Source organism: Planctomycetota bacterium (assembly GCA_018242585.1).
Lineage (GTDB): Bacteria > Planctomycetota > Planctomycetia > Pirellulales > PNKZ01 > JAFEBQ01.
Genome location: JAFEBQ010000009.1, coordinates 206002 through 232112, shown reverse-complemented (window position 1 = coordinate 232112; position 26111 = coordinate 206002). Strand labels below are relative to the sequence as shown.

Sequence of the window (26111 nt, the reverse complement as noted above, 5' to 3'; positions counted from 1 at the left end):
GGCTCTGCCGGTGGTTGCTGACTAGCCTTGCGCGATTCTGGGAGATGGAAGTAAAAGAGGAACTCGCAAGCACTTGCGTGTTGTTACAGAACCCACTCGTGCCTGGAGTTCCTCATGAAAGTCAAGGTATCAGAGAAGGTCGTTGCGTATTGGAAAAAACTGCCTGTTCGCGAACGGCGGTTAGTTCGAATGTTCGCCAAGAGTTCTCCGGATGCGGTCATCCGCGGCCGCTCGAAGATCGTGCTCGGTTTCGTTCAGGGCCGGTCGCCGACCGAGATCGCCGCGAGTGGACAAGCTTCGGCGTCTCAAGTGTATCGTGTCGCCGAGGGGTTTACCAAGGCGGGCCTGCCGGGCTTGAGCGACCGCCGCGAGGACAACGGCGCGGCGAAGGTGACGGAAGAATATGCGGCGGCGTTGCTGGAATTGGTCGATCGACGGCCGAGCGACTTCGGCTATCGGCGACCGACTTGGACGCAAGAGTTGTTCATTCGAGTACTTCAGAAGCAGACCGGCACGAAGATTGGCCGGACCACCATGAGCCGCTTGTTGAAGAGGCTGAAAGTGCGACACGGCCGTCCCAAGCCGACGGTGGGCTGTCCTTGGAGCAAAGCCCGGAAAACGCGGCGTTTGAACGAGCTCCGGCGGTTGATGAAGGGATCGCGCAAAGGGACGGTCGTCGTGTACGTCGATGAAGTGGACGTTCACTTGAACCCCAAAATCGGTCCGGACTGGATGCGTTGCGGCACGCAGAAGGCGGTGCTCACGCCGGGCCAAAACGAAAAACGCTACTTGGCCGGTGCGCTCGACGCCCGGACCGGCGACTTGATTTGGGTCGAAGCGGAACGGAAGAACAGCGACTTGTTCATCTTGTTGCTGTGGAAGTTGATTCAAGTCTACCCGCGCGCCCGACGCATTCACGTCGTTCTGGACAACTACCGCATTCATGACAGTCGGCAGACCCGCTTGGCGTTGGCGACGCTCGGCGGACGCGTCCGACTACAGTTCCTCCCGCCGTATTGTCCGGACCACAATCGGATCGAACGCGTGTGGAAAGACTTGCATGACAACGTGACCCGCAATCATCGGTGCTCTACGATGCAGGAACTGATGAGCGAGGTCCGAGCTTATCTGCATCGCCGCCGTCAAATCGCCCGACGACAGCCCGCCCAAAAAAAAGCCGCGTAAGAACCCTCCCGAAATCACGGAAAGCTATTTAGGGGGGAGCCCATGAGCCCGACGAACCTGCTGCTTGAGCCGATCGAATACAAGTTTGAAGAGACGGCCTGGGGCGTCTGGCGGCGGTTCTTGTACCCCGACGGCAAGTTGTTCGCCGAGTTCCGCTCGCACCGCGAGTGGTCAGGCATTCCGCTGCTGCATTACACCAGCGGCAAGTCCCCCGAGACCGGCTCGTTGGTCGTCGCCAAAGGCATCGTCGCGGTTGGCCGCGTGGCGGTCGGCATCTTGGCGATTGGCCAGGCGGCGATTGGCGCCGTGGCCGTGGGGCAACTGGGGCTCGGCATCCTAGTCGGGCTGGGACAGGCCACGACCGGCGCGTTTTGCGTGGGTCAACTTGCGCTGGGCATGGTGTTTGGCGTGGGACAATTGGCCACTGGCTACGTCAGCGTCGGCCAATTCGCGATCGGAAACTACGTCCTCGCGCAGGTCGGCTTTGGCAACCACGTCTGGGACGCGCGCGGCGCGGCGATCGAAGCCGAGCGGTTCTTCCGCGGCATTTTCGGTTGAGAGCACACGGCGATTGTATTGCGATAATCTTGACGAGAGCCGGGGCGTAAGCGATTGTCAGCGAATATTTTGGTTCTGGGCGATTTCAGCACCGGCGAGAAGCATTTGTAGCCATTGGAGGCCGCGCCGGGTATTGTCCTGAATACCCGGCCCCCGCTAAGCTACCGAAATGCCGCTTCTTGCGCCAATGCCGAGGATCCAAATCCCTACTGCAGAATTGCGGGTATGGGGTCAAAAGTGGCTCGTAAATCAGGCGCTGAACAAGAAAGAGGGCATGGACTTTGGGAAAGTATTCGACAAGCGGATTGGCGAAGCGCTTGCAGTAATGCTGGGTGGAATTGAAGTGACCGCTCCAAGCCAGCAAGCCCTTCTTCCCGCTAGCGCAGACGCGGTTGAAGTTGGCCCAGTCCGGGTAATCGGCGGAATCAGGCCGCAGAACTACGATGTCGGATATCGACCTGATGGGGTGAGATTTGTTTCCGACAGCAAAACGCTCAATGACACAAAGAGCGTCGGCAAGAATTTCCAGAATATGGTGAATGACCTTGGCACCGAAGCGACAACCGTTCACATTCGGTTCCCTTACGCGGTCGTCGGCTTTGTGGTCATCATTCCATCACCATGCTTTACGGGGCAGACTCGCGACCGATTCACGCGAATGCTAGACCGACTCGTAGGCCGAAGCTCTCCCATCGATGTTCCTCACAAGGCCGAGGCAATGACTTTGGTTCTGTGGAACCCGAACGATGGTACCATCGAAGCAAACTGGCCTCCCGTAGGTTCGCCGCTTCGAATCGAACATTTTTCCGAGCAAGTTCAGGCAGCGTACCACGCTCGATACGACGGCATGGCTCCCCACGACAAGCCATCAGCAGCTCAGAAACGAGCGATGGAGGAGGCTGGGGAGGAACTAATTGAGCCAGACCAGGACGACGGCGTCGAGAACGACGACGATGACGCCTAAGCGCGTCGACGAGACTTGCGGCGGTCTCGCATCTTGACCCAGATGCGCTTCAACATCGCGCATTCGCCCTTACTGAGACCAAGTGATTCGCGAAGCACGACGTTGTCGTTGTGCTCGAGCACCTGATCAAGCCTGCCAGCGCGAACAAGTTGGTCTGCCTCGGCAATTGGCATCGCGCCGTTCAAGGTGCGAGGAACAAGCACTCTTTCCGCCTCTGTTGGCTCAAGCTCAAGTACTCCTCCACCATAACTTCGTCCTTCGATTTCCGCTGAAGCTGCTGTTAGGTGAGTGTAAATGTTTGATGCAATCCGCTCAGGATTGGAGGCGCATCGAACGCGATGGATGGTATCAGTCGAGGTGGCCTTTGCCTTGTTCACGACGACTCGCGGAAAATCATAAATCTGTCGAAAGATGAAACAATCTGGCTCCCACACAGACGGCACCTGATACCAGGGAGTCCGAATGCTACATTTGTAGCCACGGTGTACCCCATCGGCCTCTCCCGCAGCAATCCACTGACGAAGCCCGCGAGTGAATCCCGCAGGTGCGTGACCGGTAAGATGTAAAAGCCAAACACGTTTACCGTCGTCTGCCATGCGACGAAATTCACCAGGCTTGAGGAGCGTCCCAGCCAGTTGTGCGGATCGCCCTACGAGTGGAACGACATAATCATGCGCTTCGTACTCGGTAAGCTGTTGTTGATCGAGTACAAAGAAATCGTTTTTTCCAGTGACAACTCCAACGTCCACAGTGCAATGCGCGCTAAGTGGGCCAATTGCAGTATGCTCGCGTAGCGCCCGCATGAAATCAATCTCTTCGGCATCGAGAAAGTATTTCAGCCACTTTTCGCTCTCGTGTTGCAAAAATTTTGGGCGGGCCTTCCTCGTCTGCGAGCGAGCGTTCCGTCGCAATAGCTGCGCAACCGAAGCCGTTTCTACGAGCGAAATGTCACATTTATTTCTAGGGTCAGCATTACCGAGCTTTCCTTCCGCGAGAAGCAAAACTACTTCCTGCTCGGCGTTCGGAAAAAACATCTCATTACAAGCGTAAATTGTGATGCGCTTAAACGAATCCGACAAGTACTGACGCAACTGACCCGCATAAGTAACCTGTAAAAGTTCTGCCGGAACAACCATTGCGAGCCGACCGTCCTCCTTAAGCAACGAAATGCCCGCGACTACAAATGGAACCCAAATGTTCGTCAGGCGATTTGGACGCAACCCCTGCGACTGCATGAAGTCCATTGCTAGGGTTCGAGCTGGTTCAGGGAAGTTCTGGTAGCGGATGAACGGAGGGTTTCCAATCACCGCATCGAATCGTTCGCCGCTTCCGTGTTGCTCGAGCCAAGCAAAGAAATCTCCCGAGATGACCTCAGATGTCGCAACAGCACGTTGCTTGGCCGCGCTTGCTTCGTCAGGGATAAGTTCAATACCAACGATCTGACGCTGAAGTTTCGAGCCGCGCTTTCGTAACGAATCTAATGCAGACGACGCGCATTCGAGGAATACGCCATCCCCACAACTCGGCTCGAGAACTCGATCGCTGCTCGAACGGATCGCCCATTTAGCCAGCCACTTGGCAACGGCTGCCGGTGTGTAGTATCCACCCCGCAGCTTCTTTTCACTCGACTGGACTGTACTCATGGGCCATCCTTGCCTCGGAGATTAGGCTTCCTTGAGTGACCGACGCCGAACTCGTGTCATTCTAGCGCAATCGCTCAGCAGCATGCCATTTTCTGCCTTTTCAATGTTGTCCGTCAAGTGCTGGGTGACTCGGACTTCATGATCCCCTGCTTCCTTGGGAACCGCACTCGTTCAATGCGGCGACCGTCCCTAGCTCCCGCTCTTTCGAGGGTGCGTCACGAACGAACGCGACGTCCTACTTCCCCTTGCGCTTGAGGGCGCGCTGGATCGCGGCCCCCATGTCGGCCGGGCTTTCGGCCACCGAGATGCCAGCCGCTTCCAGGGCCGCCACCTTTTCGGCGGCGGTTCCTTTGCCACCCGAGATGATCGCGCCGGCATGACCCATCCGCTTGCCCGGAGGGGCCGCGCGCCCGGCGATGAACGCCGCCACCGGCTTGGTGACGTGTTCTTTGACGAACGCGGCCGCTTCTTCTTCGGCCGTGCCGCCGATTTCACCGATCATCAAGATCGCTTCCGTGGCGGGGTCGGCCTGGTACAGCTTGAACAGGTCGATCTGCGACGTGCCGACGATCGGGTCGCCGCCAATGCCGACGCACGTGCTCTGACCCAGACCCAGGTTCGACAACTGCCAGACCGCTTCATAGGTCAGCGTGCCCGAGCGGCTCATCACGCCGATCGGGCCCTTTTTGTGGATATAGCCCGGCATGATGCCGATCTTGCATTCGTCCGGCGTGATCACGCCGGGGCAGTTCGGGCCAATCAGCACCGACTTGCTCCGCTTGACGATCGGATAGACCTTGGCCATGTCGATGACCGGGACGCCTTCGGTGATGGCAATGATCACGCCAATGCCGGCATCGACCGCTTCCAGGATGGCATCGGCCGTGAAGGCCGGCGGCACGAAGATCATCGTGGCGTTCGCGCCGGTCTCCTTGACCGCTTCCACGACGGTGTCAAAGACCGGCAGGCCTTCGACCTTCTCGCCACCTTTGCCCGGCGTGACGCCGCCAACCATCTTGGTGCCGTAGGCCAAACAGCCCTTGGTGTGGAACTGGCCCACTTTGCCCGTGATGCCTTGGCAAATGACGCGGGTGTCTTTGTTGATCAGAATGCTCATCGGTTACGCGCTCGGCAGGCTAATTGTGGAATGATGTGTTCGGGTTCAGTGGGCGTTACTTAGCGGCGGCCACGACCTTTTTGGCAGCGTCGGTCAAGTCGGTGGCGGCAATGATGTTCACGCCGCTACCGGCCAGGATCTTGCGACCTTCTTCGACTTCGGTCCCTTCCAGACGTACGACCAGCGGCACGTTGAAGCCCACGGTCTTGTACGCCTCGACCACGGCCGTGGCGATCGTCGTGCAGCGCATGATGCCGCCGAAGATATTCACCAGCACGGCCTTCACCAGCTTGTCTGACAGCAGGATGCGGAACGCTTCGGTCACTTGCTCGACGTTGGCGCCGCCGCCGACGTCCAAGAAGTTGGCCGGCGAGCCGCCGTGCAGCTTGATCAGGTCCATCGTGCTCATGGCCAAACCAGCGCCGTTGACCAGACAACCGATGTTGCCATCGAGCTTCACAAAGCTGAGCCCCGCGGCGGCCGCCCGGACTTCGTCGGGGTTTTCTTCGGCCAAGTCGCGTAGTTCCAACAGGTCTTTGTGGCGATACAGGGCGTTGTCGTCGAACGTCATCTTGGCGTCGAGCGCGATCAGCTCGCCGTTGTCGGTGACGACCAGCGGATTGATTTCCAGCAGACTGCAATCCTGCTTCAAGAAGACCTGGCACAAGCCGCGCATGAACTTCTCGGCATGACCCAGGCTCGCGCCGCGCAGTCCTAGCAACACGGCCAGCTTGCGAGCCTGATAGGGTCGCAGGCCCGCCTCGGGGTCGAACGCTTCTTTGAAGATCAACTCGGGCGTGTGGGCGGCGACTTCTTCGATGTCCATGCCACCCTGGTTCGACACCATCAGGACCGGCGCTTTGCTGCCCCGGTCGACGACAATGCCCAGGTACAACTCGCGAGCGATCTTACAGCCGGCTTCGACCAGTACCTGGCTCACCTGTTGACCGGCAGCGCCGGTTTGAATGGTGACCAGCTCGTTGCCGATCAGGTTGGCGGCGACTTGCTTGGCCTCGTCAGGGCTGCGGACCAGTTGCACGCCGCGCTGGGCCTGATTGGTCTTGATGGTTCCCTTGCCGCGGCCGCCGGCATGGATCTGGGCCTTCACAACGGCCAGCGCGCCCCCCAGCTTGGTAAACGCGGCGGCCGCTTCTTCGCCCGAACGGGCCACTTCGCCCGCTGGGACCGGCACGCCGGCTTGTCGCAAAATGCCCTTGGCCTGGAACTCGTGAATTTTCATATGGTTGTCGCGTCGTGAGCCGTCAAAAGTTTCGCCGCCGGTGAACATTCGCGCCCCGTGGGGCCCGGCGGGACGGTTTATATTCCCTTTTGCCGGGTCGGTGGACAAGTGGCCGGGGGAGAAATTGTCATGCCGCTCGCCGATTTCGCGGCCACCGCGCGTATTGCGGGGCGTGGACCGGCAGTAAACTGGTCGAGTTCGCCTCCTACCTTCGTCGCAGGTTCCCCACATGAACATCTCGCCTTGGGCTGCCCATTTGATTTGCGCTAGCCTGCTGGGCATGTTGCCGACTCTGGTCTTGGCTCAACCGGCCGACGCAAAGGCGCGTTCGGCGGGGGACTGGCGAGCCGAAGGGAAGCAAGGGGCGGTTGCCGCCGGCGGCGCCGAGGCAGTCGCGGCGGGGATGCAGATTCTGCAAGCGCGAGGCAACGCGGCCGACGCGGCCGTCGCCACGGTGCTGGCCCTGAGCGTGACCGACAGCGATCAGTTCTGCTTTGGCGGCGAGGTGCCGTTCGTCCTCTACGATGCCAAGCGCGGCGTCGTCGAAGTGGTCTGCGGCCAAGGGGCCGCGCCGCGGTTGGCAACTCGCGAGCACTTTTCCGCGCGCGGAGGGATTCCCCTGTCGGGGCTCGAGCCGGCGGCGGTGCCGGCCGTGCTGGGGGCGTGCGTCACGGTGCTCGACCGGTTTGGCACGTTGCGGTTTGCCGACGTGGCCGCGCCGGCGCTAGCGATCTTGGATCGACACGCCGAGCCGTGGCATGCCGACCTGGCCGCCACCTTGCGCCGGTTGATCGAGGCCGAAGAGTCGGGCGCCGGCGACCGGCGGCGCGGCTTGCGACTGGTCGACGATTTTTTTTATCGCGGCCCGCTCGCGCGGGAACTGTCGGCCTGGTGCGAAGCCAACGGCGGGTTGATTCGCTATCACGATCTGGCGCGGCACGTGACACGCGTCGAAGAACCGGTCAGCGTCGAGTACCGCGGGTATCAGGTTTACAAGTGCGGCGTCTGGTCCCAGGGGCCGATGGCGCTGCAAACATTGCAATTGCTGTCAGGTTTCGAGCTGTCGCCGCTGGGACACAACCAGGCCCAAACGGTCCACCTGACCTTCGAGGCGATGAAGCTGGCGCTGGCCGATCGGGACATTTACTACGCTGACCCGTTGTATGCCGACGTGCCGCTCGAACAGTTGCTGGCTCCCAGCTATGCCGAGGCCCGCCGCGCGTTGATCGATCCGCAAAAAGCCTCGCTCGAACAGCGCCCCGGCGATCCACGCCAGGGACGCCCCTTGCTCGACGAGGCAAACAAGCGCGTCGGCCTGGGGGGGCCGAATCGTGACACAACTACCTGCGTGACGGCCGACGCGGCGGGGAACATGGTCGCGGCGACGCCCAGCGGTTGGAGCGGCGTGCTGGCCGGCAAGACCGGCATCTGGCTGGGCACGCGGTTGCAAAGTTTCAACATCTGGAAAGATCACCCCAACTGCATCGAGCCGGGCAAGCGGCCGCGGATCACCCTGACGCCGACGATTGTGCTAAAGGACAACAAGCCGACGCTGGCCATCAGCGTGGCCGGCGGCGATCGTCAGGATCAGACCGGCTTGCAGGTGCTGTTGAACGCGGTTGACTTCGGTATGTTGCCGGCCCAGGCGGTGACCGCCGAGCGGTTTGCCACGGATCATCACCTGGGCTCGTTCGGTCAGACGCCGGCCAAGCTGGGAAGTTTGACGGCTTATGACACCGTGGACGAAAAGACGATCGCCGAGTTGAAACGATTGGGGCATCGCGTCAAACAACAGCGCGGGCCATCGGCGTCGCCCGTGATGATTGCCATCGATCCGCGTGACGGCACGATTCGCGCCGCCGGCGATCCGTCGGCGGGGCGTCACGCCGCAGCTTGGTAGGCTCTTCTCCTTTTGCTTTAGATCAATGTTACCGCCATGTCTACGAATCCAAACGTCGCAAGCCAACCGGCAAACACCCCTCCCTTCCAGGGAGGGGCAGGGGGGAGGGTAAAGACGTCGCACGCCAAACGGCCCTGGGGACGGCTCGTCCACTCCTGTCACGATGTCTTCAGGCTGGCAACGTGTTTACCCTCACCCGCTCGCTGCGCTCGCGACTTCTCCCTGAGAGGGAGAGGTGTTGCTGCTTGCGCAGCAATTTGGGTGCTTGTGGCAGGGTTGTGCGGTGTCGTCCGGGCCGAGGACGAATCGCCCGGTGTCAGTCTGATTGCCCGCGACTCTCTGGCCGGTTGGGACGCCGGACCCGAGGCGCCGCGCGGCTGGAGCGTGAAGAACGGCGTTCTGCACTGCGAGAAGGGGTGTTCGCCGATCACCAGTGCTTGGACGTTCGGCGAGTTTGAATTCACACTGAGCTGGCGTGGTGCGCCGCTTGAGTTGAGCTTCGTCGGAGCGAGCGATGGTGAAGTGATTTACTCCGGGGTCGAGGGGGAGGAGGTAGACGGCACTCGCACCATCCAGGGCAAGCGGCAGGGCAAGCGAATCGAATGGGCTGAATTGAGGGGAAGCGGCTCGGCCACCGGCGAATGGGATCCTACGGAACGTGTCGCGTTCCGGTTCGCGAGTACCGGCAAGGCAGTCCAGATCACCGAGTTGAGTGTCACCGAACCTCGCGGGAAGCCGCTATTCAACGGTCGCGACCTGACGGGATGGTGGACGCCGGGGAACATTGGTTCGTGGCCAGTGATCGACGGCAAGATCGTCTGCATCAACGACAAAGGAGACTATCTGCGAACCGAGAAGGAATACGGCAACTTTACCCTGTCGTTCGAATACAAGATGGCCAAAGGGGGTAACTCGGGCGTCGGCATTCGCACGCCGCGGGCCGCCTGGCCCAGCACCGAGGGGATGGAATTACAGTTGATGGACGAGCCCGCCGAAATGCCGATCACGCGGCATTCGACGATGAGCATTTATGGCAACGTGCCGCCGCTGCGACGCAATGACCGATCCGAGGAGTGGAACCGGGTCGTGGTCAAAGCCGAGGGGTACATGATCTCGGCCTGGATGAACGGCGAGTTGGTCCAGCAGGTCAACACGTTCTGGTCCCCCGAGTTGAAGCATCGGTTCCTGAATGGTTGGATCGGCCTGCAAGACCACGGCGCCCGAACCGAGTTTCGCAACATCTACGTCTTGGAAGGAGCGTCGTCGCCAGGTTTGGACCAGTGGTATCAACCACGGCGCATGACCGGCGCGCAAACGCTGGTGAATCAACTGATGAACACCGAGGCGCTCTCGCGCCGTGACGTGTTACGACCAATGCAGCCGAAGAGCATTGATCCATTCGAGACTTATCCCAAGCTCGATAACGGCCGGCTGATGGGGGTGTTTGAAGGGCGGGGGGCGCTGCTGTCGATCAGTGGCTTGCAGCACAGTTCGGCCCGTCTGCGCATGTACGTCGATGGCGTCAAGCAGCCGACGATTGATTGCGTGGCGAACGAATTGCTGAAGCATGTACCGACGATTCGTGAGGATCTCAATGGCCCGCTCGTTTATTTCCCGTTCGCGCATCAGCTCGTCGTCACCATGGAAGCCGAACGAGTGCCCGAGCATGACATCGAAGTCGTGGCGATCGACGAACCAACCAAGCTCGAGACCGTTGCCGCCGCCGAACCCGAGTTGACGCGGCAATTGCTGCCGGCCCTGTCCTATCGTTGGGAGCAGCATGGTCATGGCGGCATTCGACAACACGACCGACTGCGCAAGGCGGAAAGCGAACAACTGACCATCGAGCCCGGCGCGCGCATCAAGCTGGTGGAACTCGACGGCACAGGCGTCGTGCATTGGTTTCGTTTGCGCGTGCCCACCAAGACGCTCCAAGCCGAAGACCTATGGCTGGAAATCACGGCCGACGGGGAAAGCGCGCCGACGATCGCCGCGCCGGTGCGGTATTTCTTCCCGGGACTCGATCAGGGGAAGAACTATCAGAATCTTGTCGTGCTGAACAAAGACGGGTTGTTCAATCGGTTGGCCATGCCCTATGTGCAGGGAATCTCGTTTGCCGTGGTCAATCGTGCCAAGCGTGCGCACAAGGAAGTGCAGTTGCAGGTCGCGTACGATGAATCGTACCGACTAAGCGATGGAATCAGGCTGCCACTGCGGGGGTTCTTTCAGCGGGGTGGCGAACTGGCGCACCAGCTACCGTCGCCCGACGCTCGAATTGTCGGCCTGATCGCGGCGGAAAACGGCAGTAAGTCCATTGAGCCAAATGCCTCGCCGCCGAATGAATTGATGTTCCGCCTGCCAATCGGGCAACCAGAACTGCGCGAGACCTTTGTGGGCAGTTATCACGGCCTGTCATGGCGGTGGTGGCTGACGACGCAACCATTGGCAAGTCAGGTCCGGCTTCCCTACTCGTGGCCAACGCATAACTGGCTGGTGTTATATTATACGTCCACTGGCGAAGCGCGTTAGAGCCCTGACGCCAACCGCCACGACGTAAACGATTGAGCCGCGAGAGTCCCTCGTTCTTTACACGAACGCATTATTAATACGCGAACGATTACAACCAACATGAACATCACAATCGCCGCTGAATCGGTAACTAAGACTACTTGCGACGCCTTGGCGGTCGGGTTTTATTCTGACGGGACGCTGACCGGCGCTGCCCAGCAAGTCGACAACGCTTCGCAAGGCCTGCTCACGCGGCTCAAGGAGCGGAAGGAGTTGACCGGCAAGTTGTACGAGACGCTCGCGCTGTACGACGTGCCGGGTGTGGCGGCTCCGCTGGTGGTGACCGTCGGCTTGGGTGACGCGGCCAAGGTCGACGCCGGTGTGGCGTATCGCGCCGCGGCTTGCGCGGCAAGATTCTTGTCGCAGAAGCAGCGCGGCAAGGTGGCGTTGTTTCTGAACGAAGGTCCGTTCGCGCCGTTTGCCGCCGCCTCGGTGGCCGGTGCCGCGGTCGGTTGCCAGGGACAGGACTTGTATCGGATCGAGAAGAAGCGATTCCCCTTCGGCGAGATTACGTTCAGCGGCGCGACGGCCACGCAGCTTGAACGTGGCAACGTATTGGGCGAGACGCTGAATCTGGCCCGTAAACTGGTGAACGAGCCGGCCCAGGAGATGTATCCCGAGTCGTTCGCCAAGGCGGCCGAAACGGCCGCGAAAGAGGTCGGGTTACGCTGCGAAGTGTGGGACAAAGCACGCTTGGAGAAGGAACGCTGCGGCTCGCTGTTGGCGGTGGCCAAGGGGTCGGAGCGCCCGCCGCGGCTGGTGATCCTGGAGCATCGCGGCGGCAAGGCCGGCGAAGCGCCGATCGCGCTGGTGGGCAAAGGAGTCACGTTCGACTCGGGCGGATTGTCGCTCAAGCCGACCGATGGTATGACCACGATGAAGTGCGATATGGCCGGCGCGGCCGCGGTGTTGGCCACCATGACGGCCATCGCCCGGTTGAAACTTCCGGTGAATGTCGTGGGGCTGGCCGGCTTGGTCGAGAACATGACCGGCGGCGCGGCCATGAAACTGGGGGACGTGCTGACCGCGCGCAGCGGCAAGACGATCGAAGTCCTGAACACCGACGCCGAAGGGCGCCTGGTCCTGGCCGACGTGTTGAACGTAGCGCTCGATTACAAGCCGAGCAAGATCGTCGACCTGGCCACGCTCACCGGGGCGTGCGTGGTGGCGCTGGGGACCGACGTGGTCGGAGCGATGGCGAACGATCAGGCCTGGTGCGACACGGTGATGGGGGCCGCGCGCAAGGTCGGCGAGCCGATCTGGCAACTGCCGATGTTCCCCGAATACAACGACATGATCCGCAGCGAAGTCGCCGACATCAAGAACACCGGCGACGGCCGCTGGGGCGGAGCGATCGCGGCGGCCAAGTTCCTCGAAGAGTTCGTGGCCGGCACCCCCTGGGTTCACCTCGACATCGCCGGGCCGGCGTTCTTTGACAAGCCGAAACCCTGGGCCGACGGCGGCGGCACGGGGTGCATGGTGAGGACGCTGGTGGAGCTATTGGCGGCTAGCGATTAACGATTAGACCGTAGAAGGAAACGCAGCGGACGCTACACGAGGGTGGCCCAGGTGCTTGCACCTGGGTGGCCGCAGGCCACAAGAAACCTCGATCGCCGTCCCGCGCAGGTGGCGAGTTTCCATTGGGGTTGCGCGTGCCCATCGAGTTTCTTGTTGCTGCGCAACACCGATGGCCAAGCCATCGGTGCCACCCAAGGCAATAGAACGTGGCGAGTCCCGCTCTATACGCTTCGCTTCGGGCGCGGAATCTGCGAGCCACCTTTCTTGCCGCGCTTCTTGCCTTGTTCCTTGTCGTCGCCGCGCCAGTCGACCGTGTGGACCGGCTTGCCCAGCGAGTCGCGCATCCGTTCAATCCGATCGCGCAGCGCCGCCGCTCGCTCGAACTCAAGCTGGTCGGCTGCGGCCAGCATTTCGGCTTCGAGTTCGTTCAGGTATTCCTCGGTGATGTACTGCACTTCGTCCCCGTGGCCGACGGCGGCGTTGGCCTGGGCATGGGCCGCGGCGGCCGACTCGATCCCTTCGCGAATGCTCTTCTTGATCGTCTCGGGCGTGATGCCGTGCTCCTGGTTATAGGCTTCTTGCACGGCGCGGCGACGGCGCGTTTCTTCGATCGCCTTGCGCATCGATTCGGTTACCTTATCGCCGTACAGCAGCACCTTGGCGTTCACATTGCGGGCCGCGCGGCCAATGGTCTGCATCAGCGACGTCTCGCTGCGCAAGAAACCTTCCTTGTCGGCGTCCAGGATGGCCACCAGCGAGACCTCGGGCAGATCGAGCCCTTCGCGCAACAGATTCACGCCCACCAACGCCTCGAACCGGCCGGCCCGCAGGTCGCGCAGCAGCTCGACCCGCTCGAAGGCGTCGAGTTCGCTGTGCAGCCATTTGCACTTCACGCCGTGCTCGGTCAGATAGTACGACAAGTCTTCGGCCATTCGTTTGGTCAACGTCGTGACCAGCACGCGTTCGCTGACGGCGGCGCGTTCTTTGATTTGTTCCAACAGGTGTGGCACCTGGCCACGGGCGGGCGAAAGCTCGATCACCGGGTCCAGCAGTCCCGTCGGGCGGATCACCTGCTCGACCACTTCGCCGCCGGTCTTTTCCAGTTCATAGGGGCCGGGCGTGGCCGAAACGTAAATCGCCTGTTGTGACTTGGCTTCCCACTCATCGAACTTGAGCGGCCGATTGTCGAGCGCGCTGGGCAAGCGAAAGCCGTGCTCGACGAGGGTGCTCTTGCGGCTATAGTCGCCGGCATACATGCCGCGGACCTGGGGAATGGTGACGTGCGACTCGTCGACGAACATCAGGAAATCTTTGGGAAAGTAATCGAACAGCGTGTCGGGCGTTGAGCCTGGCGGGCGACCGCTCAACGGGCGGCTGTAGTTTTCGATGCCCGGGCAGTAGCCGACTTCCATCATCATTTCGATGTCGAACCGCGTGCGGGCGTTCAACCGTTGGGCTTCGAGTAGCTTGCCCTGCTCGCGGAAGATTTCCAGCCGGTCGTCGAGTTCCTTGCGAATGCTGTCGATGGCGTTGGTCACCCGCTCTTCGGGCAGCACGAAGTGCTTGGCCGGGTAGATGAACAACTCTTCCTTGGCTTCGATCGTTTCGCCGCTGGTTGGGTTGATGTAGGCCAACCGATCGATCTCGTCACCCCAGAACTCGATGCGATAGGCGAATTCCTCGTAGCTGGGCCACAACTCGACGCAATCGCCGCGGACACGGAATCTGCTGCGCTGGAACTCGATGTCGTTGCGCTCGTACTGAATCTCGACCAGCTTGGCCAACATGGCGTCGCGGTCGACCTGTTGGCCGCGGCTAAGGCTGACCATCATTGCCCGATAGTCTTCGGGCGAGCCCAAGCCGTAAATGCACGACACGCTGGCCACGATGATCACGTCGCGGCGGCTGACCAAGGCGCTCGTCGCGGCGAGGCGCAAGCGATCGATGCTCTGGTTGATCGAGGCGTCTTTCTCGATGTAAATGTCGCGCTGCGGGATGTACGCCTCGGGCTGGTAATAGTCGTAGTAGCTGACAAAGTAGTGGACCGCGTTGTTGGGGAAGAACTCCTTGAACTCCGAGTAAAGCTGCGCGGCCAGGGTTTTATTGTGCGACAGGACGAGTGCCGGGCGATCGAACTGGCGAATGACGTTCGCCATGGTGTACGTCTTGCCCGAGCCGGTGACCCCCATCAGCACCTGCTGCTTGCGACCTTCGCGAACGCCGTCGGTCAGGGCGGCAATGGCCTGGGGCTGATCGCCGGCCGGCTGAAACGGACTGACCAGATCAAAGATCACGCGGAGCCTATGGTAAATGAGTGGTAGTCGTACGCATCGATCGAACCATTAGCCCCGGCGAGTCGCCGAGAGGATCGCTCGACCAATCCTTTTGTCGTCGACAAATTGTACCGCTTCAGGGAACACCGTTCTGGGCCGATTCGGCGGTCTTCACGGTCAGGTTCCCGGCGATCTTCTCCATCGTCTTGGGGCCCATGCCGCGGACCTGGCGAAGTTGTTCCACTCGCTCGAACGGTCCATGTTGTTGGCGATGTTCGACAATCCGTTTGGCCAAGGTTTCGCCCACGCCGGGCAACTGGGCGATCTCGATCCAAGGGGCGGTGTTCACGTCGATCAGGTAAGCGATCTCGCCCCGCGGCGCACGATCCAACTCGACCAACGTGTCTCGCCGGTTCCACCACGTGACCGCCATCGCCCCCAAAGCCACCACCGCCAGCCCGGCCAGCGTCACCTGATCGCGTCGGCGCAGGGGCCAGAATGGCATGGCCGCTAACTCTCAAGCTAAGGAAGGTGGACGCCTTGTCACGATTCCTGGTCAGTTGTCCGTTGTCAGTGGTCAGTTGTAAAAGGCCAGCAGCAGAATCTCCTACAACTGACAACGGACCACTGACAACTGACGCTCGCGCTAGCGAGCAAAATATTCCGGCAACTGATTCTTCACCGCGCCGTTGAACTTGAATGGGTGCGGCTCATAAACGCCGACGATATCGACCTTGCTGTGGGGCGGAATCTTTTCTTCCAAGCCCACTCCCCAGTAGCACGCATTGACCAGCAGTCGCCGCACCCCTTCGCTCACCAGATCGGTCGACGAGCCCATCGTGGTCGTGAACACTCGCGACTTCTCGCCCGACGCACCCTGAAACGACTTGATCCACGCCACCGGCATCATCGGGCTGTTCTTTTCCCCATCGAGCGCCGGATCGGTCGGCTTCATCCCAGTCAGGATTTGACCGAGAACCAGCGGTTGGCTGTCGCCGGGTAGCGGCAAGCGCACGCCATAGACATCGGTCGGGCCCCAAATGTCGCCGTCCTTGAGCCCGCGCAGGATCGGGTGGCTGGCCATCCCGGGCACCACCAGCCCGCGCGTGCTTTGCGTGCCATGCTTGCCGTGGTGGCTGACCCAAGTTTCGCCCAGCACCTGCCGGCCGAAGCCGCCGTCCCATTCCTCGCTGTTGTAACCGTACTGGTCATAGGTCGGGCTCGTCAGCTTGAAGGCGTGGGTCGCGGTTCGCATGCCGATGATCGGCCGTCCCGACTCGACGTACTTGACGATATGTTCCATCTGGTTGTCGGTCAGGTTGCGGAACCGCGTGGCGATGATCATCAGGTCGGCTTTGTCCAGCGCGGCCAGTCCGGGGATGTTGTCGCTGATGTTCGGGGCGACGTAGCCGCTCTTGGGATCAATGGCGAACAGCACCGTACACTTAAAGCCGTGATGCTTGGCGAGAATGCGCGCCAACTGGGGCAGCGCCTCTTCGGAGCGATATTCTTCGTCGCCGCTGATCAGCACCACGTGCTTGCCCGCACCGGGGCCTTCGCCCCCTGGGAAAACCAGCCAGGGATCGGCGGCCTGGGCCACGGCGGCGATTGCAATCAACAGTATCGACGAAACGATCACGGCGTAACGACGCATGGAGATATCCTTGACGTGCGAGTATTGAGGATGCGGCGCGTCGACCTTTAGCCCTCGGTCAATGACCGGGGGCGTTCGAGAGCGAGCCGCGAGGGGTTTGAATGACAACGACCGAGGTGCGAGATTCAGCAACGCCCGTCAGCATAACTGGGTAGGCTGGGGCAGCAAAGGTGCGCCAATCGGCATAGCTGGCCAAGTGCCGCAAATCGCGGCAAAAACGGCGAATCCTCGGCCCCAACCGGCGGGCTTTTCGTTTGACACCCCCGACCTGCCCGGTAAGAATGAAACTAGCTTGTGGCCGTCGACCAGCCGGTTCGTTTCGTTAGGGTCGCGCGGCAGGGTCGTGCTCCCGTCGCGTGACGGGCCCCCCTGGCACGGCCAGTTCGGGTTGCGATGAACCTATCGCGATTGACCTGATCTGACATACGCGCTGTTGATGGGCGACGAACCCCGACGCGCCACTTGGGCAACCGACGGTTTTCATACAGAGCCGGTATCCAAAGAGAGTGAGTAGCATGCCGCTGTTTGCCTTGCCAACCAACGCCTTGGGGCTGATCGTCATCCTGGCGGTGATCCTGTTGTTGTTCGGCAATCGATTGCCGCTGTTGATGCGTTCGCTCGGCCGCAGCGTCACCGAGTTCAAGAAGGGTGTCAACGACCCGGGCGAGATCGAAGACGACGGCGATAACACGAAAAAGCAAGCTTGAACCGTCAGGGCACCGAAAGCGTATGCTTGTGGGGCGCATCAGATGCGAGGAGCGGAGTCATGGGATTCGGACCAATCGGATTCATGGAAATGCTGGTGATCGGCGTGCTGGCCGTGTTGCTGTTCGGCAACAAGTTGCCCAGCGTCGCTCGTTCGCTCGGCAAGAGTTTGACCGAGTTCAAGAAGGGAATGTCGGGCCTGCAGGACGAGTTCCACAGCGCCATGAGCGAGAATCAGTCGTCGACCAAGGCCGTGGCCCGTCGGCCACGCGAACTGGACGACCGCGAGGAAGCGACCGCGCCGAAGTTCGAGCCGCCGACCAGCGAACCTTCGCCGGGCTAAGGCGGTCCTTCAAAGCGTAAGGCTTCTTGAAGAAGCAATGCACAAGGCCCCCGGTCATTGACCGGGGGCTAATGAATATAACAAGCGTGTCGAGTTTGCCGATGAACCGTCCCGTGGCCAGCAACCGAACTGTCGTCGTCCGACCGACTGGGCTGGTGCGCGTCGCGCAGGAAGATCGAATTATTATCGAGTAGCCCCGGCGGCTATTCGACAATCAGGGCACTCGACGCCGGCAATTCGATTCACACCCAACGCCCTGGTGGCCCAAGCAGGCCACCCAGGGTGTTTTTGTTTGGTAGCGATTAGCCATTAGCAACTAGCGATTAGATCGGACAGCGAGCAACGTCGTTCCTGCCTTAACTAGCAACCAGCAACTAGCCTCTAGCAACTTCTCTCCCCATGCGCCGCATTCAAATCTACGACACCACGCTTCGCGATGGCAGCCAAGGCGAAGGCGTCAGCTTCTCGCTCCAGGACAAATTGTTGGTGGCCCAGCGGCTCGACAGCCTGGGCTTCGATTTCGTCGAAGGGGGCTATCCCTTGTCGAACGACAAGGACGCCGCGTTCTTTCAACGCCTGGCCGCCGCGCCGCTCAAGTCGACGAAGCTGTGTGCTTTTGGCATGACGCGCCGCAAAGGGATCGCGGCCGCGGACGATCCTGGCATGAAGGCCCTGGTCGCATCGCGCGCCCCGGTGATGACCATTGTCGGCAAAACCTCGGACTTTCACGTGACCGAGGTGCTGCGTGTGTCGCTCGATGAAAACCTGGCGATGATCGACGAAACGATCCGCTACCTGCGCAGCCAGGGGCGGCAAGTGATCTACGACGCCGAGCACTTCTTCGACGGCACGAAAGCCAACCGCGATTACGCTCAGCAGACCATTCGCGCCGCCGCCGCGGCCGGCGCCATGCTGGTTGTGCTGTGCGACACCAACGGCGGCAGCATGCCCGAGGAGATCGCCGAACTGACGCGCTGGGCGGCCGATTCGTTGCTGGTGCCGGTGGGTATTCACTGCCACAACGATTGCGATTTGGCCGTGGCGAACAGTCTGGCCGCCATCGACGCTGGCGCGGTGCAAGTGCAGGGGACAATCAACGGCCTGGGCGAGCGCTGCGGCAATGCCGATCTGATCTCGGTGATCGCCAACCTGGCGCTGAAGAAGAAATCGTACGAGGTGCTGGCGGCGGACAGCCTGTCGCGGCTGACCGATCTGTCGCGCTATGTCTACGAACTGGCCAATCTGAACCATCGCAACAACCAGGCCTTCGTCGGCCAAAGCGCCTTTGCCCACAAAGGGGGCATGCACGTCCACGCGGTCAACCGCGCGGCAGAAAGCTACGAGCACATTCGCCCCGATCTGGTCGGCAACGAACGCCGCGTGTTGGTCAGCGAGCTGTCGGGGCGCTCGAACATCGAAGCCCTGACGGCCAAGCACAACCTGCAAACCGATCGGGCCCTGTTGGACAAGATTTTGGCCCGCGTGGTGCAGTTGGAAAACGACGGCTACCAGTTCGAGTCGGCCGAAGCGTCGTTCGACTTGCTGGTGCGCAAGTGCGCCGGCACGTTCCAGCCCCACTTCGAGCGCTTGAACTTTCATGTCTCGGTCGAGGCGGGGGCCGAAACCAGCAGCGCCGGCCCGGTCACCACGACCGAGGCCACCGTCAAGCTGCGCGTCGGCGACGCGGTGCGCCACGAAGTGGCCGAAGGGGACGGCCCAGTCAACGCGCTCGACGCGGCCTTGCGCAAGGCCCTGCGGACGGCTTTCCCCAGCTTGGACGAGATGCACCTGGTCGACTACAAGGTCCGCGTCATCAATAGCGAGGCCGCCACGGCCGCCGGTGTACGAGTGGTGATCGAAAGCCGCGACGAGCACGAAGTCTGGGGCACCATCGGCGTCAGCGAGAACATCATTGAAGCCAGCTGGCTGGCGCTTGTTGACAGCATTGAATACAAACTGCTGAAAGAAGAGAGGCTAGGGGCGAGAGGCTAGGGGCTAGCCGGAGAAACGGGGGCTGGTGTGAAGAGTTATCGAGAGCTGATCGCCTGGCAACTTGGTATGGACCTAGTTGTCGAAGTCTATCGTATCGTTCAACAGTTTCCGTCCCATGAACTTTATGGGCTAACGAGCCAGACGCGTCGAGCTGCCGTCTCGATCCCAGCCAATATCGCCGAAGGACATGCGCGCGACTCAACAGCAGAGTTCTTGCACCACCTTTCTTACGCGATCGGTTCGGCTGCCGAGCTTGAAACACATCTACTGATCGCGGAGCGATTAGGGTATGTTTCTGCAGAAGGCGTTCAATCCATGTTGAAGCGGCTCGACGAATTTGGGCGGGTCGTCCGTGGTCTTCAGAAGTCAATGAACACGCGACGCGATACGAAGTCCTGATCCGTTTCTGCTAGCCTCTAGTCCCTAGTCTCTAGCCCCTTACGCCCATGCACGAATTGCCGAAACAATATTCCCACGCCGAGCCCGAGGCTCGCCTATATGCCTATTGGAAAAAAGAAGGATTCTTCCATAGCACACCAGATGCCACGAAGAAGCCCTACACGATTGTCATTCCGCCACCGAACGTGACGGGCGCGCTTCACCTTGGGCATGCACTGAACAACACGCTGCAGGACATTCTGATCCGTAGCAAGCGCATGCAGGGTTTCAACGCCCTGTGGATGCCGGGCACCGACCACGCGGGCATTGCCACCCAGGCCGTCGTCGAGCGCCGCATTCTGCAAGAAGAAAAGCTCAGCCGCCACGACTTGGGCCGCGAAAAGCTGGTGGCCCGCATCTGGGACTGGAAGCAGCAATACGAGCAGCGCATCCTGGGCCAGTTGCAGCGCATCGGCGCGAGCTGCGATTGGCAGCGGACTCGCTTTACGCTCGACGAGCAATGCGCCCGGGCCGTGCGACAGACGTTTTTCAGTCTGTTCAAAGCCGGGCTGATCTTCCGCGGCAAGCGGCTGGTCAACTGGGACACGTACCTGCAAACCGCCGTCAGCGATGACGAGGTGATTCAGGAAACGGTCAAGGGGAACTTCTGGCATCTCCGCTATCCGGTGATCGATCCCCAGCCGGGCGAGCCGACCCATGTGTCGATCGCCACCACGCGTCCCGAAACGATGCTGGGCGATACGGCCGTGGCGGTCCATCCGGACCCGGCCCGCGCGCTCGATGTGGCCGAAGCCGAACTGAAAAAGAAGTTGGCCGAAGCGCCCGAGAAGCAAAAGGCCGAAGTCGGGCAGCAGATCGACGAGCTGGCCGAGCGGCGTCGCACGATGTTGCCGCTATTGCTCAAGCTGCGCGAAATGGCCCGCGCCGGTCGTCAGGTGATGCTGCCGCTGGTCGATCGGCCGATTCCGCTGGTGGCCGATGAATGGGCCAAGCCCGAGTTGGGAACTGGCGCGGTGAAGATTACGCCAGCGCACGACCCGAACGACTATCTGGTGGGCGAGCGGCAAGGGCTCGAAAAGCTGAACATGATGAACCCCGACGGCACGGTGAACGCCGTCGGCAAGCAATACGCCGGTTTGACAATGGCCAAGGCCCGCGAACGCGTGGTGGCCGACCTCGACGCGGCCGGCTTGCTCGACAAGGTGGAAGATCGGGAGATCGAGCTGCCGTTTTCTGATCGCTCGAAGACGCCCATCGAACCTTATCTGGCCGATCAATGGTTCGTGAAGATGGGGGACGCCGCCGACGGCAAGCCGGGCCTGGCCCAATCGGCAATGGACGCCGTGAGCGACGGCCGCGTGAAGATCGTGCCGGCTCGCTACGCCCGCGGCTATTTGGATTGGCTGGGCGAAAAACGCGACTGGCCCGTGAGCCGGCAACTCTGGTGGGGCCACCGGATTCCGGTATGGACGAAATCAATTGCCGCCGATTCTATTTGGCATCTAGCTGTCAGCGAGGGCGTTGATCCGCTAAGTCCGTCGCTTGAAAAGCCCGATGCCTTGCCACGATTACCGGAAAATGTTGTTGCTTCAGTTGATGGCAAAACAGTCAGAGTGTGCGTTGGTACTCATGGAGATGAATACGAAAAGCGACTCGTAAATGACGGCTTCGTCCAAGACCCCGACGTTCTCGACACTTGGTTCAGCTCGGCGCTTTGGCCGCACAGCACGCTGGGCTGGCCCGAGCAGACGCCGGAGCTGAAATACTACTATCCGACCAGCACGCTGGTGACGAGCCGCGACATCATCACCCTTTGGGTGGCGCGGATGGTGCTGACCAGTTTGTTTAACGTGAAGCAGCGCGATCTCGACGCCGGAAATGAAACCCCTCTCCCTCCGGGAGAGGGTGGTGAGCGCAGCGAACCGGGTGAGGGTCCCGCCTCAGGCTTGCGCGATTCAGGTGGCAGGCTGGACCCTCATCCGGCCTTCGGCCACCTTCTCCCGGGGGGAGAAGGGTCGAAGCGCGCCGCTCGCAAGTTGCCTGACTCGCTGCCTGATGATGACGAATGGAAGCAAGACGAATACAAGCAAGGGGTCGTGCCGTTCCGCGAGGTCTACATCCACCCCAAGATTCTCGATGCCTTCGGCGACACGATGTCGAAGAGCAAAGGGAACGGCGTCGATCCGCTGGACGTGATCGATAAGTTCGGCGCCGATTCGTTGCGGTTCGGGCTCGCCTACCTGACGACCGAGACGCAGGACGTGCGGATGCCGGTCGATTTCGAGTGCCCCCATTGCCAGGCGATGGTCGAGCAGACGCGCAAGAACCGCGTCCTGCCGCGCGTGCCATGCAAGCAGTGTGGCAAGGAGTTCAGCACCCAATGGGCCGAAAAGCCCGAGGACAAGGCCTTGCCTCGCGGGCCGGTGATCAGCGAACGGTTCGAGCTGGCCCGCAACTTCTGTAACAAGCTCTGGAACGCCGCGCGGTTCGCGCTGGGCAATCTGGAGGGGTACACGGCCGCGCCGGTGGCCGACGCCGACTTGGCCGTCGAGGATCGTTGGATTCTCAGCCGGTTGAGTACGACGGCCGCCGCTTCGACGGCGGCCTGGGACGAGTATCGCTTTGCCGACGGCTGCCGGGCGCTCTATGAGTTCGCCTGGGACGAGTTCTGCAGTTTTTATCTCGAGATGGTGAAGAACCGGCTGCAAGACCCGGCCACGCGGCCAGTGGCCCAGCGAGTCTTGGCCCACGTGTTCGACGCGCTGCTCCGGTTGTTGCATCCGGTGGTGCCGTTCGTGACCGAAGAGATTTGGCAACTGCTGAACGAAGCCGCCCCCGAACGCGGCATTGACAGTCCTACCGAGGGGGACAAGAGCATCATGATCGCCGCGTGGCCGACGGCCGACGCGCGCCGCCAGGACGGAGAGATCGAAACTCGCTTTGCCCGGTTCCAGGATTTGCTCAAGACGCTGCGCGACATCCGCGCGCGGCAGAACATCGCCCCCCGCACGCCGGTCAAGTTCTCGGTCCGCTCGACGCCCGAGCTGGCCCGACTGCTGGAGCCGATGGGCGTCTACTTTCAGTCGCTGGCCAATGCCGAGCCCACCGCTTGGGGGCCCCAGGTGACGCCGCCGGCCCAGAGCGCCCACGTGACGCTCGGCGAAGCCGACGTGTACGTCGACCTGGAAGGGCTGATCGACGTGGCGGCCGAACTCGCCCGCCAGGAAAAGGAGCGGGACAACTTGACCAAGCAGATCGCCGGCAAGGAAGGAAAGCTGTCGAACGCCAGCTTTGTGGAGCGGGCTCCGGCGGTCGTGGTCGAAGGCGAACGGGCCAGCCTGGAAGAGCTGCGCCGCAAACTCGCGGCCGTGAACGAGGCGCTGACCAAGCTTCGCGCGGCGAAGAAGTAACTGCTGCCAGCGCAGTATGCCATTCTCCGAGCTTTTTCCGCGAAATCTCCCACCACTGGCAGCGTGCCGCGCGGAGTGCCTATAATCAATCTCTGCGGTCCAAGGTTCCGGCGGCAGGGAATGGCGTCCGGGTTCCGCAGCACGCCCCTCGAGCGACGACCGGTCGCCGGCGCGTGCCAGAAACGGTAGCCAGTCTCGCGCGCACCCAGGTTCGATAGCCTCGATCGCTGTTTGCGCCGGTCAGTTCGGAAGGTGAATCATGCCGGTGCAGATGGAGTTGTCGCGGATCATCATCAGCGAGATCAACGACCAGCAGGTGATCTACCTGAAAGAGGTCGACGGCACACGCTCGTTCCCGATCTTGATCGGCATCTTTGAAGCCACGATCATCGACCGCCGCGTGAAGGGGTTCGCCTCGCAGCGCCCGCTGACGCACGATCTGCTGGTAAGCCTGGCCGACAATCTGGGAGCGCAGTTTCAGAGCGTGGTCATCTCGGAACTCAAGGATCACACCTACTACGCCAAGCTGGTCGTGAAGCACGAGGGTGAGACGATCGAGATCGACAGCCGACCCAGCGACGCGATTGCGGTCGCCGTGACGTGCGATCCGCCCCTGCCGATCTACGTCTCGGAAGAAGTGCTCAACGACGTCCTCGGCGGCGAGTAGCTCGCGGAGCGATCAGAATGCAATCATCGCGCCGCGCTTGAGAACGCTGTTTGCAGCGCCTTGAGCCCCGCTTGTCCCCGGTCGCCATCGACGACGACGTTCACGCGGACTTCGCTGGTGTTGATCATCTCGACGTTGATCCCCGCCTCGGCCAGCGACTTGAACATCCGAATCGCCACGCCGGTGTGGCTGCGCATGCCAATGCCCGAGACCGACAGTTTGGCGACCTTGGGGGCCGAGGTGACCGCGCCGCATTTCAAGTTGGCGGACAACCTGCCCGCCACTTCGACGGCCCGCTTCAGCTCGCTGCGCGGCACGGTAAAGCTGAGCGTGGCGCGGCCTTCGACGCTGAAACTTTGGACGATCATATCGACGAAGATCCGCTCGCTGGCCACTCCTTCGAACACCGCCGCGGCCAGGCCGGGCGTGTCGGGAATGTCGTTCACGGTGACTCGGGCTTGCGATTCGTCCAGGTCGACGTCGTCGATCGTCAGGTCTTCCATCGCGTGTAGGCGTTGCAGCCGGGCCACGACCGCGGCCGCGTCGCCGTCGGCGTGCTTGGCCGGCGCCGCCAGGGGCGTCCGTTGCGGCGGGGCCTTGTCGAGCGAAAACACGCGATGCACCGTTCGCAGGGCTTGCAAGCCGGCGTCCTTGGCGACCAGCACCGAGATTTTGATCTCGCTGGTCGTGATCATCAGAATGTTGATACCGGCGTCGGCCAGTGCGCGGAACATGGTTTCGGCCACGCCGGTCTGAGTGGCCATGCCCAGGCCCACAACCGAGACCTTCGATACGTTCTCGTCGTAGGTGAATCCCTCGGCGCCCAATTCCTTGGCCGCTTCCTCGACCGCCTTGAGCGTGGGCTTCAGGTCGTCGTGCAACACGGTGAACGAAATGTCCGCCTTCGAGTCGGCGCCGACGTTCTGCACGATCATGTCGACCGAGATGTTGCGGGCGGCGATCTTCGAGAACAACGTCAGACTCGTCCCCGGCCGGTCGGGCACGCCCAGCAGCGTGATCCGCGCTTCTTGCTTGACCAGCGTGCAACCGCACACCGGCTGATCTGGCGACTCGGGCTCGGCCACGATCATCGAGCCGGGAATGTCGGCGGCGCTATTACGAACGTGGATCGGCACGTTGAACTTCTTGCCGAACTCGATCGACCGACTGTGCATGACGCCGGCCCCCAGACTGGCCAGTTCGAGCATCTCGTCGTAGCTCACTTGAGGCGTCATTCGCGCCTCGGGCAGCACACGCGGATCGGTGGTGTAGACGCCATCGACGTCGGTGTAGATTTCACAGGCGTCGGCCCCCAGCACCGCGGCCAGCGCCACGGCCGTGGTGTCGCTGCCGCCGCGGCCCAGCGTGGTGATGTTGTAGTTCTCGTCGATCCCTTGGAAGCCGGCGGCGATGACGATCTTGCCGTCGTTCAGGGCCGCGCGCATCCGATCGGTCGAAATCTTGCGAATGCGGGCCTTGGTGTGAGTGCTGTCGGTTTCGATGCCGATTTGCGCGCCGGTCATGCTGACAGCCTGGTAGCCGAGCGAGTGAATGGCCATGGCCATCAATGCCACGCTCACCTGCTCGCCGGTCGACAGCAGCATGTCCATCTCCCGCGCCGGCGGGTTGTCGTTGATCGCGTTGGCCAGATCGACCAGCACGTCGGTGCTGTGCCCCATGGCGCTAACAACCATCACGACCTGGTTGCCGTTCTGGTGAGCGCGGATCGCCTTGCGCGCGGCCGCCAGGATCTTTTCGCTGTTGGCGACGCTAGTGCCGCCGAACTTTTGCACGATGAGGGGCATGGATTTGTCTTCAGCTTCTGAGAATCATCTTGTGGTCCTGGCGTTACCCTTCTCCCTCCGGGAGAAGGTGGCGGCGATAGCCGCCGGATGAGGGGCCCGCTTCAATCTAGCGCGACGTTCTTACCCTCCCCCAGCCCCTCCCTGTAAGGGAGGGGTGTTTATCGTTGACG

At 61.5% G+C, this 26111-nt stretch carries 19 protein-coding genes and 1 pseudogene; 13 read left to right on the top strand and 7 right to left on the bottom strand.

Going from position 1 to position 26111, the window contains the following annotated elements:
• The first annotated feature begins 189 nt into the window (after positions 1-189).
• From JSS27_05245 to JSS27_05235, 3 genes are all read left to right on the top strand, one after another.
• Positions 190-1185 (top strand): IS630 family transposase, encoded by a 996-nt coding sequence (locus JSS27_05245; protein MBS0208341.1) that lies wholly within the window; start codon positions 190-192, stop codon positions 1183-1185.
• A gap of 57 nt (positions 1186-1242) precedes the next feature.
• Positions 1243-1743, top strand: coding sequence for a hypothetical protein (locus JSS27_05240; GenBank protein MBS0208340.1), 501 nt, complete (start codon positions 1243-1245; stop codon positions 1741-1743).
• Between the two features lie 169 nt (positions 1744-1912).
• Positions 1913-2707 carry a hypothetical protein gene (locus JSS27_05235; GenBank protein MBS0208339.1) on the top strand — a complete coding sequence of 265 codons (795 nt, stop codon included), beginning with the start codon at positions 1913-1915 and terminating at the stop codon, positions 2705-2707.
• On the opposite strand, the gene JSS27_05230 is transcribed toward JSS27_05235, so the two are convergent.
• From JSS27_05230 to sucC, 3 genes are all read right to left on the bottom strand, one after another.
• Complete coding sequence (locus tag JSS27_05230) at positions 2704-4350, bottom strand: N-6 DNA methylase (protein ID MBS0208338.1); 1647 nt, start codon at positions 4348-4350, stop codon at positions 2704-2706. The genes JSS27_05235 and JSS27_05230 overlap by 4 nt on opposite strands.
• A 235-nt stretch (positions 4351-4585) precedes the next feature.
• Positions 4586-5467, bottom strand: a complete 882-nt coding sequence (gene sucD / locus JSS27_05225) for a succinate--CoA ligase subunit alpha (protein MBS0208337.1) — start codon at positions 5465-5467, stop codon at positions 4586-4588.
• A 55-nt stretch (positions 5468-5522) separates the two neighbouring features.
• A complete protein-coding gene (gene sucC / locus JSS27_05220; GenBank protein MBS0208336.1) occupies positions 5523-6707 on the bottom strand; it encodes an ADP-forming succinate--CoA ligase subunit beta in 1185 nt (394 codons plus the stop codon).
• Positions 6708-6936: 229 nt separating this feature from the next.
• On the opposite strand from sucC, the gene JSS27_05215 reads away from it, so the two are divergent.
• The 3 genes from JSS27_05215 to JSS27_05205 all read left to right on the top strand — a co-directional run bounded on the left by JSS27_05215 (position 6937) and on the right by JSS27_05205 (position 12693).
• A complete protein-coding gene (locus tag JSS27_05215; protein MBS0208335.1) occupies positions 6937-8607 on the top strand; it encodes a gamma-glutamyltransferase in 1671 nt (556 codons plus the stop codon).
• 261 nt (positions 8608-8868) lie between these two features.
• A complete protein-coding gene (locus tag JSS27_05210; protein MBS0208334.1) occupies positions 8869-11136 on the top strand; it encodes a DUF1080 domain-containing protein in 2268 nt (755 codons plus the stop codon).
• Between the two features lie 99 nt (positions 11137-11235).
• Positions 11236-12693, top strand: coding sequence for a leucyl aminopeptidase (locus tag JSS27_05205; protein ID MBS0208333.1), 1458 nt, complete (start codon positions 11236-11238; stop codon positions 12691-12693).
• Between the two features lie 221 nt (positions 12694-12914).
• Here the strand turns inward: JSS27_05205 and uvrB are convergent, their stop codons facing one another.
• From uvrB to JSS27_05190, 3 genes are all read right to left on the bottom strand, one after another.
• Positions 12915-14987, bottom strand: coding sequence for an excinuclease ABC subunit UvrB (gene uvrB, locus JSS27_05200; GenBank protein MBS0208332.1), 2073 nt, complete (start codon positions 14985-14987; stop codon positions 12915-12917).
• Positions 14988-15102: 115 nt separating this feature from the next.
• Positions 15103-15471: a helix-hairpin-helix domain-containing protein gene (locus JSS27_05195; GenBank protein MBS0208331.1), complete on the bottom strand. Its 369-nt coding sequence runs from the start codon at positions 15469-15471 to the stop codon at positions 15103-15105.
• A gap of 141 nt (positions 15472-15612) precedes the next feature.
• Positions 15613-16620: a ThuA domain-containing protein gene (locus JSS27_05190; GenBank protein MBS0208330.1), complete on the bottom strand. Its 1008-nt coding sequence runs from the start codon at positions 16618-16620 to the stop codon at positions 15613-15615.
• Positions 16621-17135: 515 nt separating this feature from the next.
• On the opposite strand from JSS27_05190, the gene JSS27_05185 reads away from it, so the two are divergent.
• The 7 genes and pseudogenes from JSS27_05185 (at position 17136) to JSS27_05155 (ending at position 24136) form a co-directional block, all read left to right on the top strand.
• Positions 17136-17327 carry a twin-arginine translocase TatA/TatE family subunit gene (locus tag JSS27_05185; GenBank protein MBS0208329.1) on the top strand — a complete coding sequence of 64 codons (192 nt, stop codon included), beginning with the start codon at positions 17136-17138 and terminating at the stop codon, positions 17325-17327.
• A 59-nt stretch (positions 17328-17386) separates the two neighbouring features.
• Positions 17387-17668 carry a twin-arginine translocase TatA/TatE family subunit gene (locus JSS27_05180; GenBank protein ID MBS0208328.1) on the top strand — a complete coding sequence of 94 codons (282 nt, stop codon included), beginning with the start codon at positions 17387-17389 and terminating at the stop codon, positions 17666-17668.
• A gap of 399 nt (positions 17669-18067) precedes the next feature.
• Positions 18068-19660, top strand: a complete 1593-nt coding sequence (locus tag JSS27_05175) for a citramalate synthase (protein MBS0208327.1) — start codon at positions 18068-18070, stop codon at positions 19658-19660.
• Positions 19661-19687: 27 nt separating this feature from the next.
• Entirely contained in the window at positions 19688-20059 is a 372-nt protein-coding gene (locus JSS27_05170) for a four helix bundle protein (protein MBS0208326.1), read from the top strand.
• Positions 20060-20106: 47 nt separating this feature from the next.
• Positions 20107-21894, top strand: a pseudogene (locus JSS27_05165) (class I tRNA ligase family protein).
• A complete protein-coding gene (locus JSS27_05160; protein ID MBS0208325.1) occupies positions 21886-23469 on the top strand; it encodes a class I tRNA ligase family protein in 1584 nt (527 codons plus the stop codon). The pseudogene JSS27_05165 and the gene JSS27_05160 overlap by 9 nt, the downstream one beginning before the upstream one ends.
• A gap of 259 nt (positions 23470-23728) precedes the next feature.
• On the top strand, positions 23729-24136 hold the full coding sequence (locus JSS27_05155) for a bifunctional nuclease family protein (protein MBS0208324.1): 408 nt from the start codon (positions 23729-23731) through the stop codon (positions 24134-24136).
• A 23-nt stretch (positions 24137-24159) separates the two neighbouring features.
• Here JSS27_05155 and JSS27_05150 read toward each other — a convergent pair whose 3' ends face one another.
• Positions 24160-25941 (bottom strand): aspartate kinase, encoded by a 1782-nt coding sequence (locus tag JSS27_05150; GenBank protein ID MBS0208323.1) that lies wholly within the window; start codon positions 25939-25941, stop codon positions 24160-24162.
• Positions 25942-26111 lie beyond the last annotated feature (170 nt).

Bases quoted from the DNA above. Each gene is read 5' to 3' on its own strand.
- sucC (MBS0208336.1), bottom strand. From the start codon at position 6,707: ATGAAAATTCACGAGTTCCAGGCCAAGGGCATTTTGCGACAAGCCGGC.
- JSS27_05150 (MBS0208323.1), bottom strand. From the start codon at position 25,941: ATGCCCCTCATCGTGCAAAAGTTCGGCGGCACTAGCGTCGCCAACAGC.
- JSS27_05245 (MBS0208341.1), top strand. From the start codon at position 190: ATGTTCGCCAAGAGTTCTCCGGATGCGGTCATCCGCGGCCGCTCGAAG.
- JSS27_05160 (MBS0208325.1), top strand. From the start codon at position 21,886: ATGGTGCTGACCAGTTTGTTTAACGTGAAGCAGCGCGATCTCGACGCC.
- sucD (MBS0208337.1), bottom strand. From the start codon at position 5,467: ATGAGCATTCTGATCAACAAAGACACCCGCGTCATTTGCCAAGGCATC.
- JSS27_05235 (MBS0208339.1), top strand. From the start codon at position 1,913: ATGCCGCTTCTTGCGCCAATGCCGAGGATCCAAATCCCTACTGCAGAA.
- JSS27_05215 (MBS0208335.1), top strand. From the start codon at position 6,937: ATGAACATCTCGCCTTGGGCTGCCCATTTGATTTGCGCTAGCCTGCTG.
- JSS27_05180 (MBS0208328.1), top strand. From the start codon at position 17,387: ATGGGATTCGGACCAATCGGATTCATGGAAATGCTGGTGATCGGCGTG.
- JSS27_05205 (MBS0208333.1), top strand. From the start codon at position 11,236: ATGAACATCACAATCGCCGCTGAATCGGTAACTAAGACTACTTGCGAC.
- JSS27_05175 (MBS0208327.1), top strand. From the start codon at position 18,068: ATGCGCCGCATTCAAATCTACGACACCACGCTTCGCGATGGCAGCCAA.
- JSS27_05190 (MBS0208330.1), bottom strand. From the start codon at position 16,620: ATGCGTCGTTACGCCGTGATCGTTTCGTCGATACTGTTGATTGCAATC.
- JSS27_05230 (MBS0208338.1), bottom strand. From the start codon at position 4,350: ATGAGTACAGTCCAGTCGAGTGAAAAGAAGCTGCGGGGTGGATACTAC.
- JSS27_05185 (MBS0208329.1), top strand. From the start codon at position 17,136: ATGCCGCTGTTTGCCTTGCCAACCAACGCCTTGGGGCTGATCGTCATC.
- JSS27_05195 (MBS0208331.1), bottom strand. From the start codon at position 15,471: ATGCCATTCTGGCCCCTGCGCCGACGCGATCAGGTGACGCTGGCCGGG.
- JSS27_05155 (MBS0208324.1), top strand. From the start codon at position 23,729: ATGCCGGTGCAGATGGAGTTGTCGCGGATCATCATCAGCGAGATCAAC.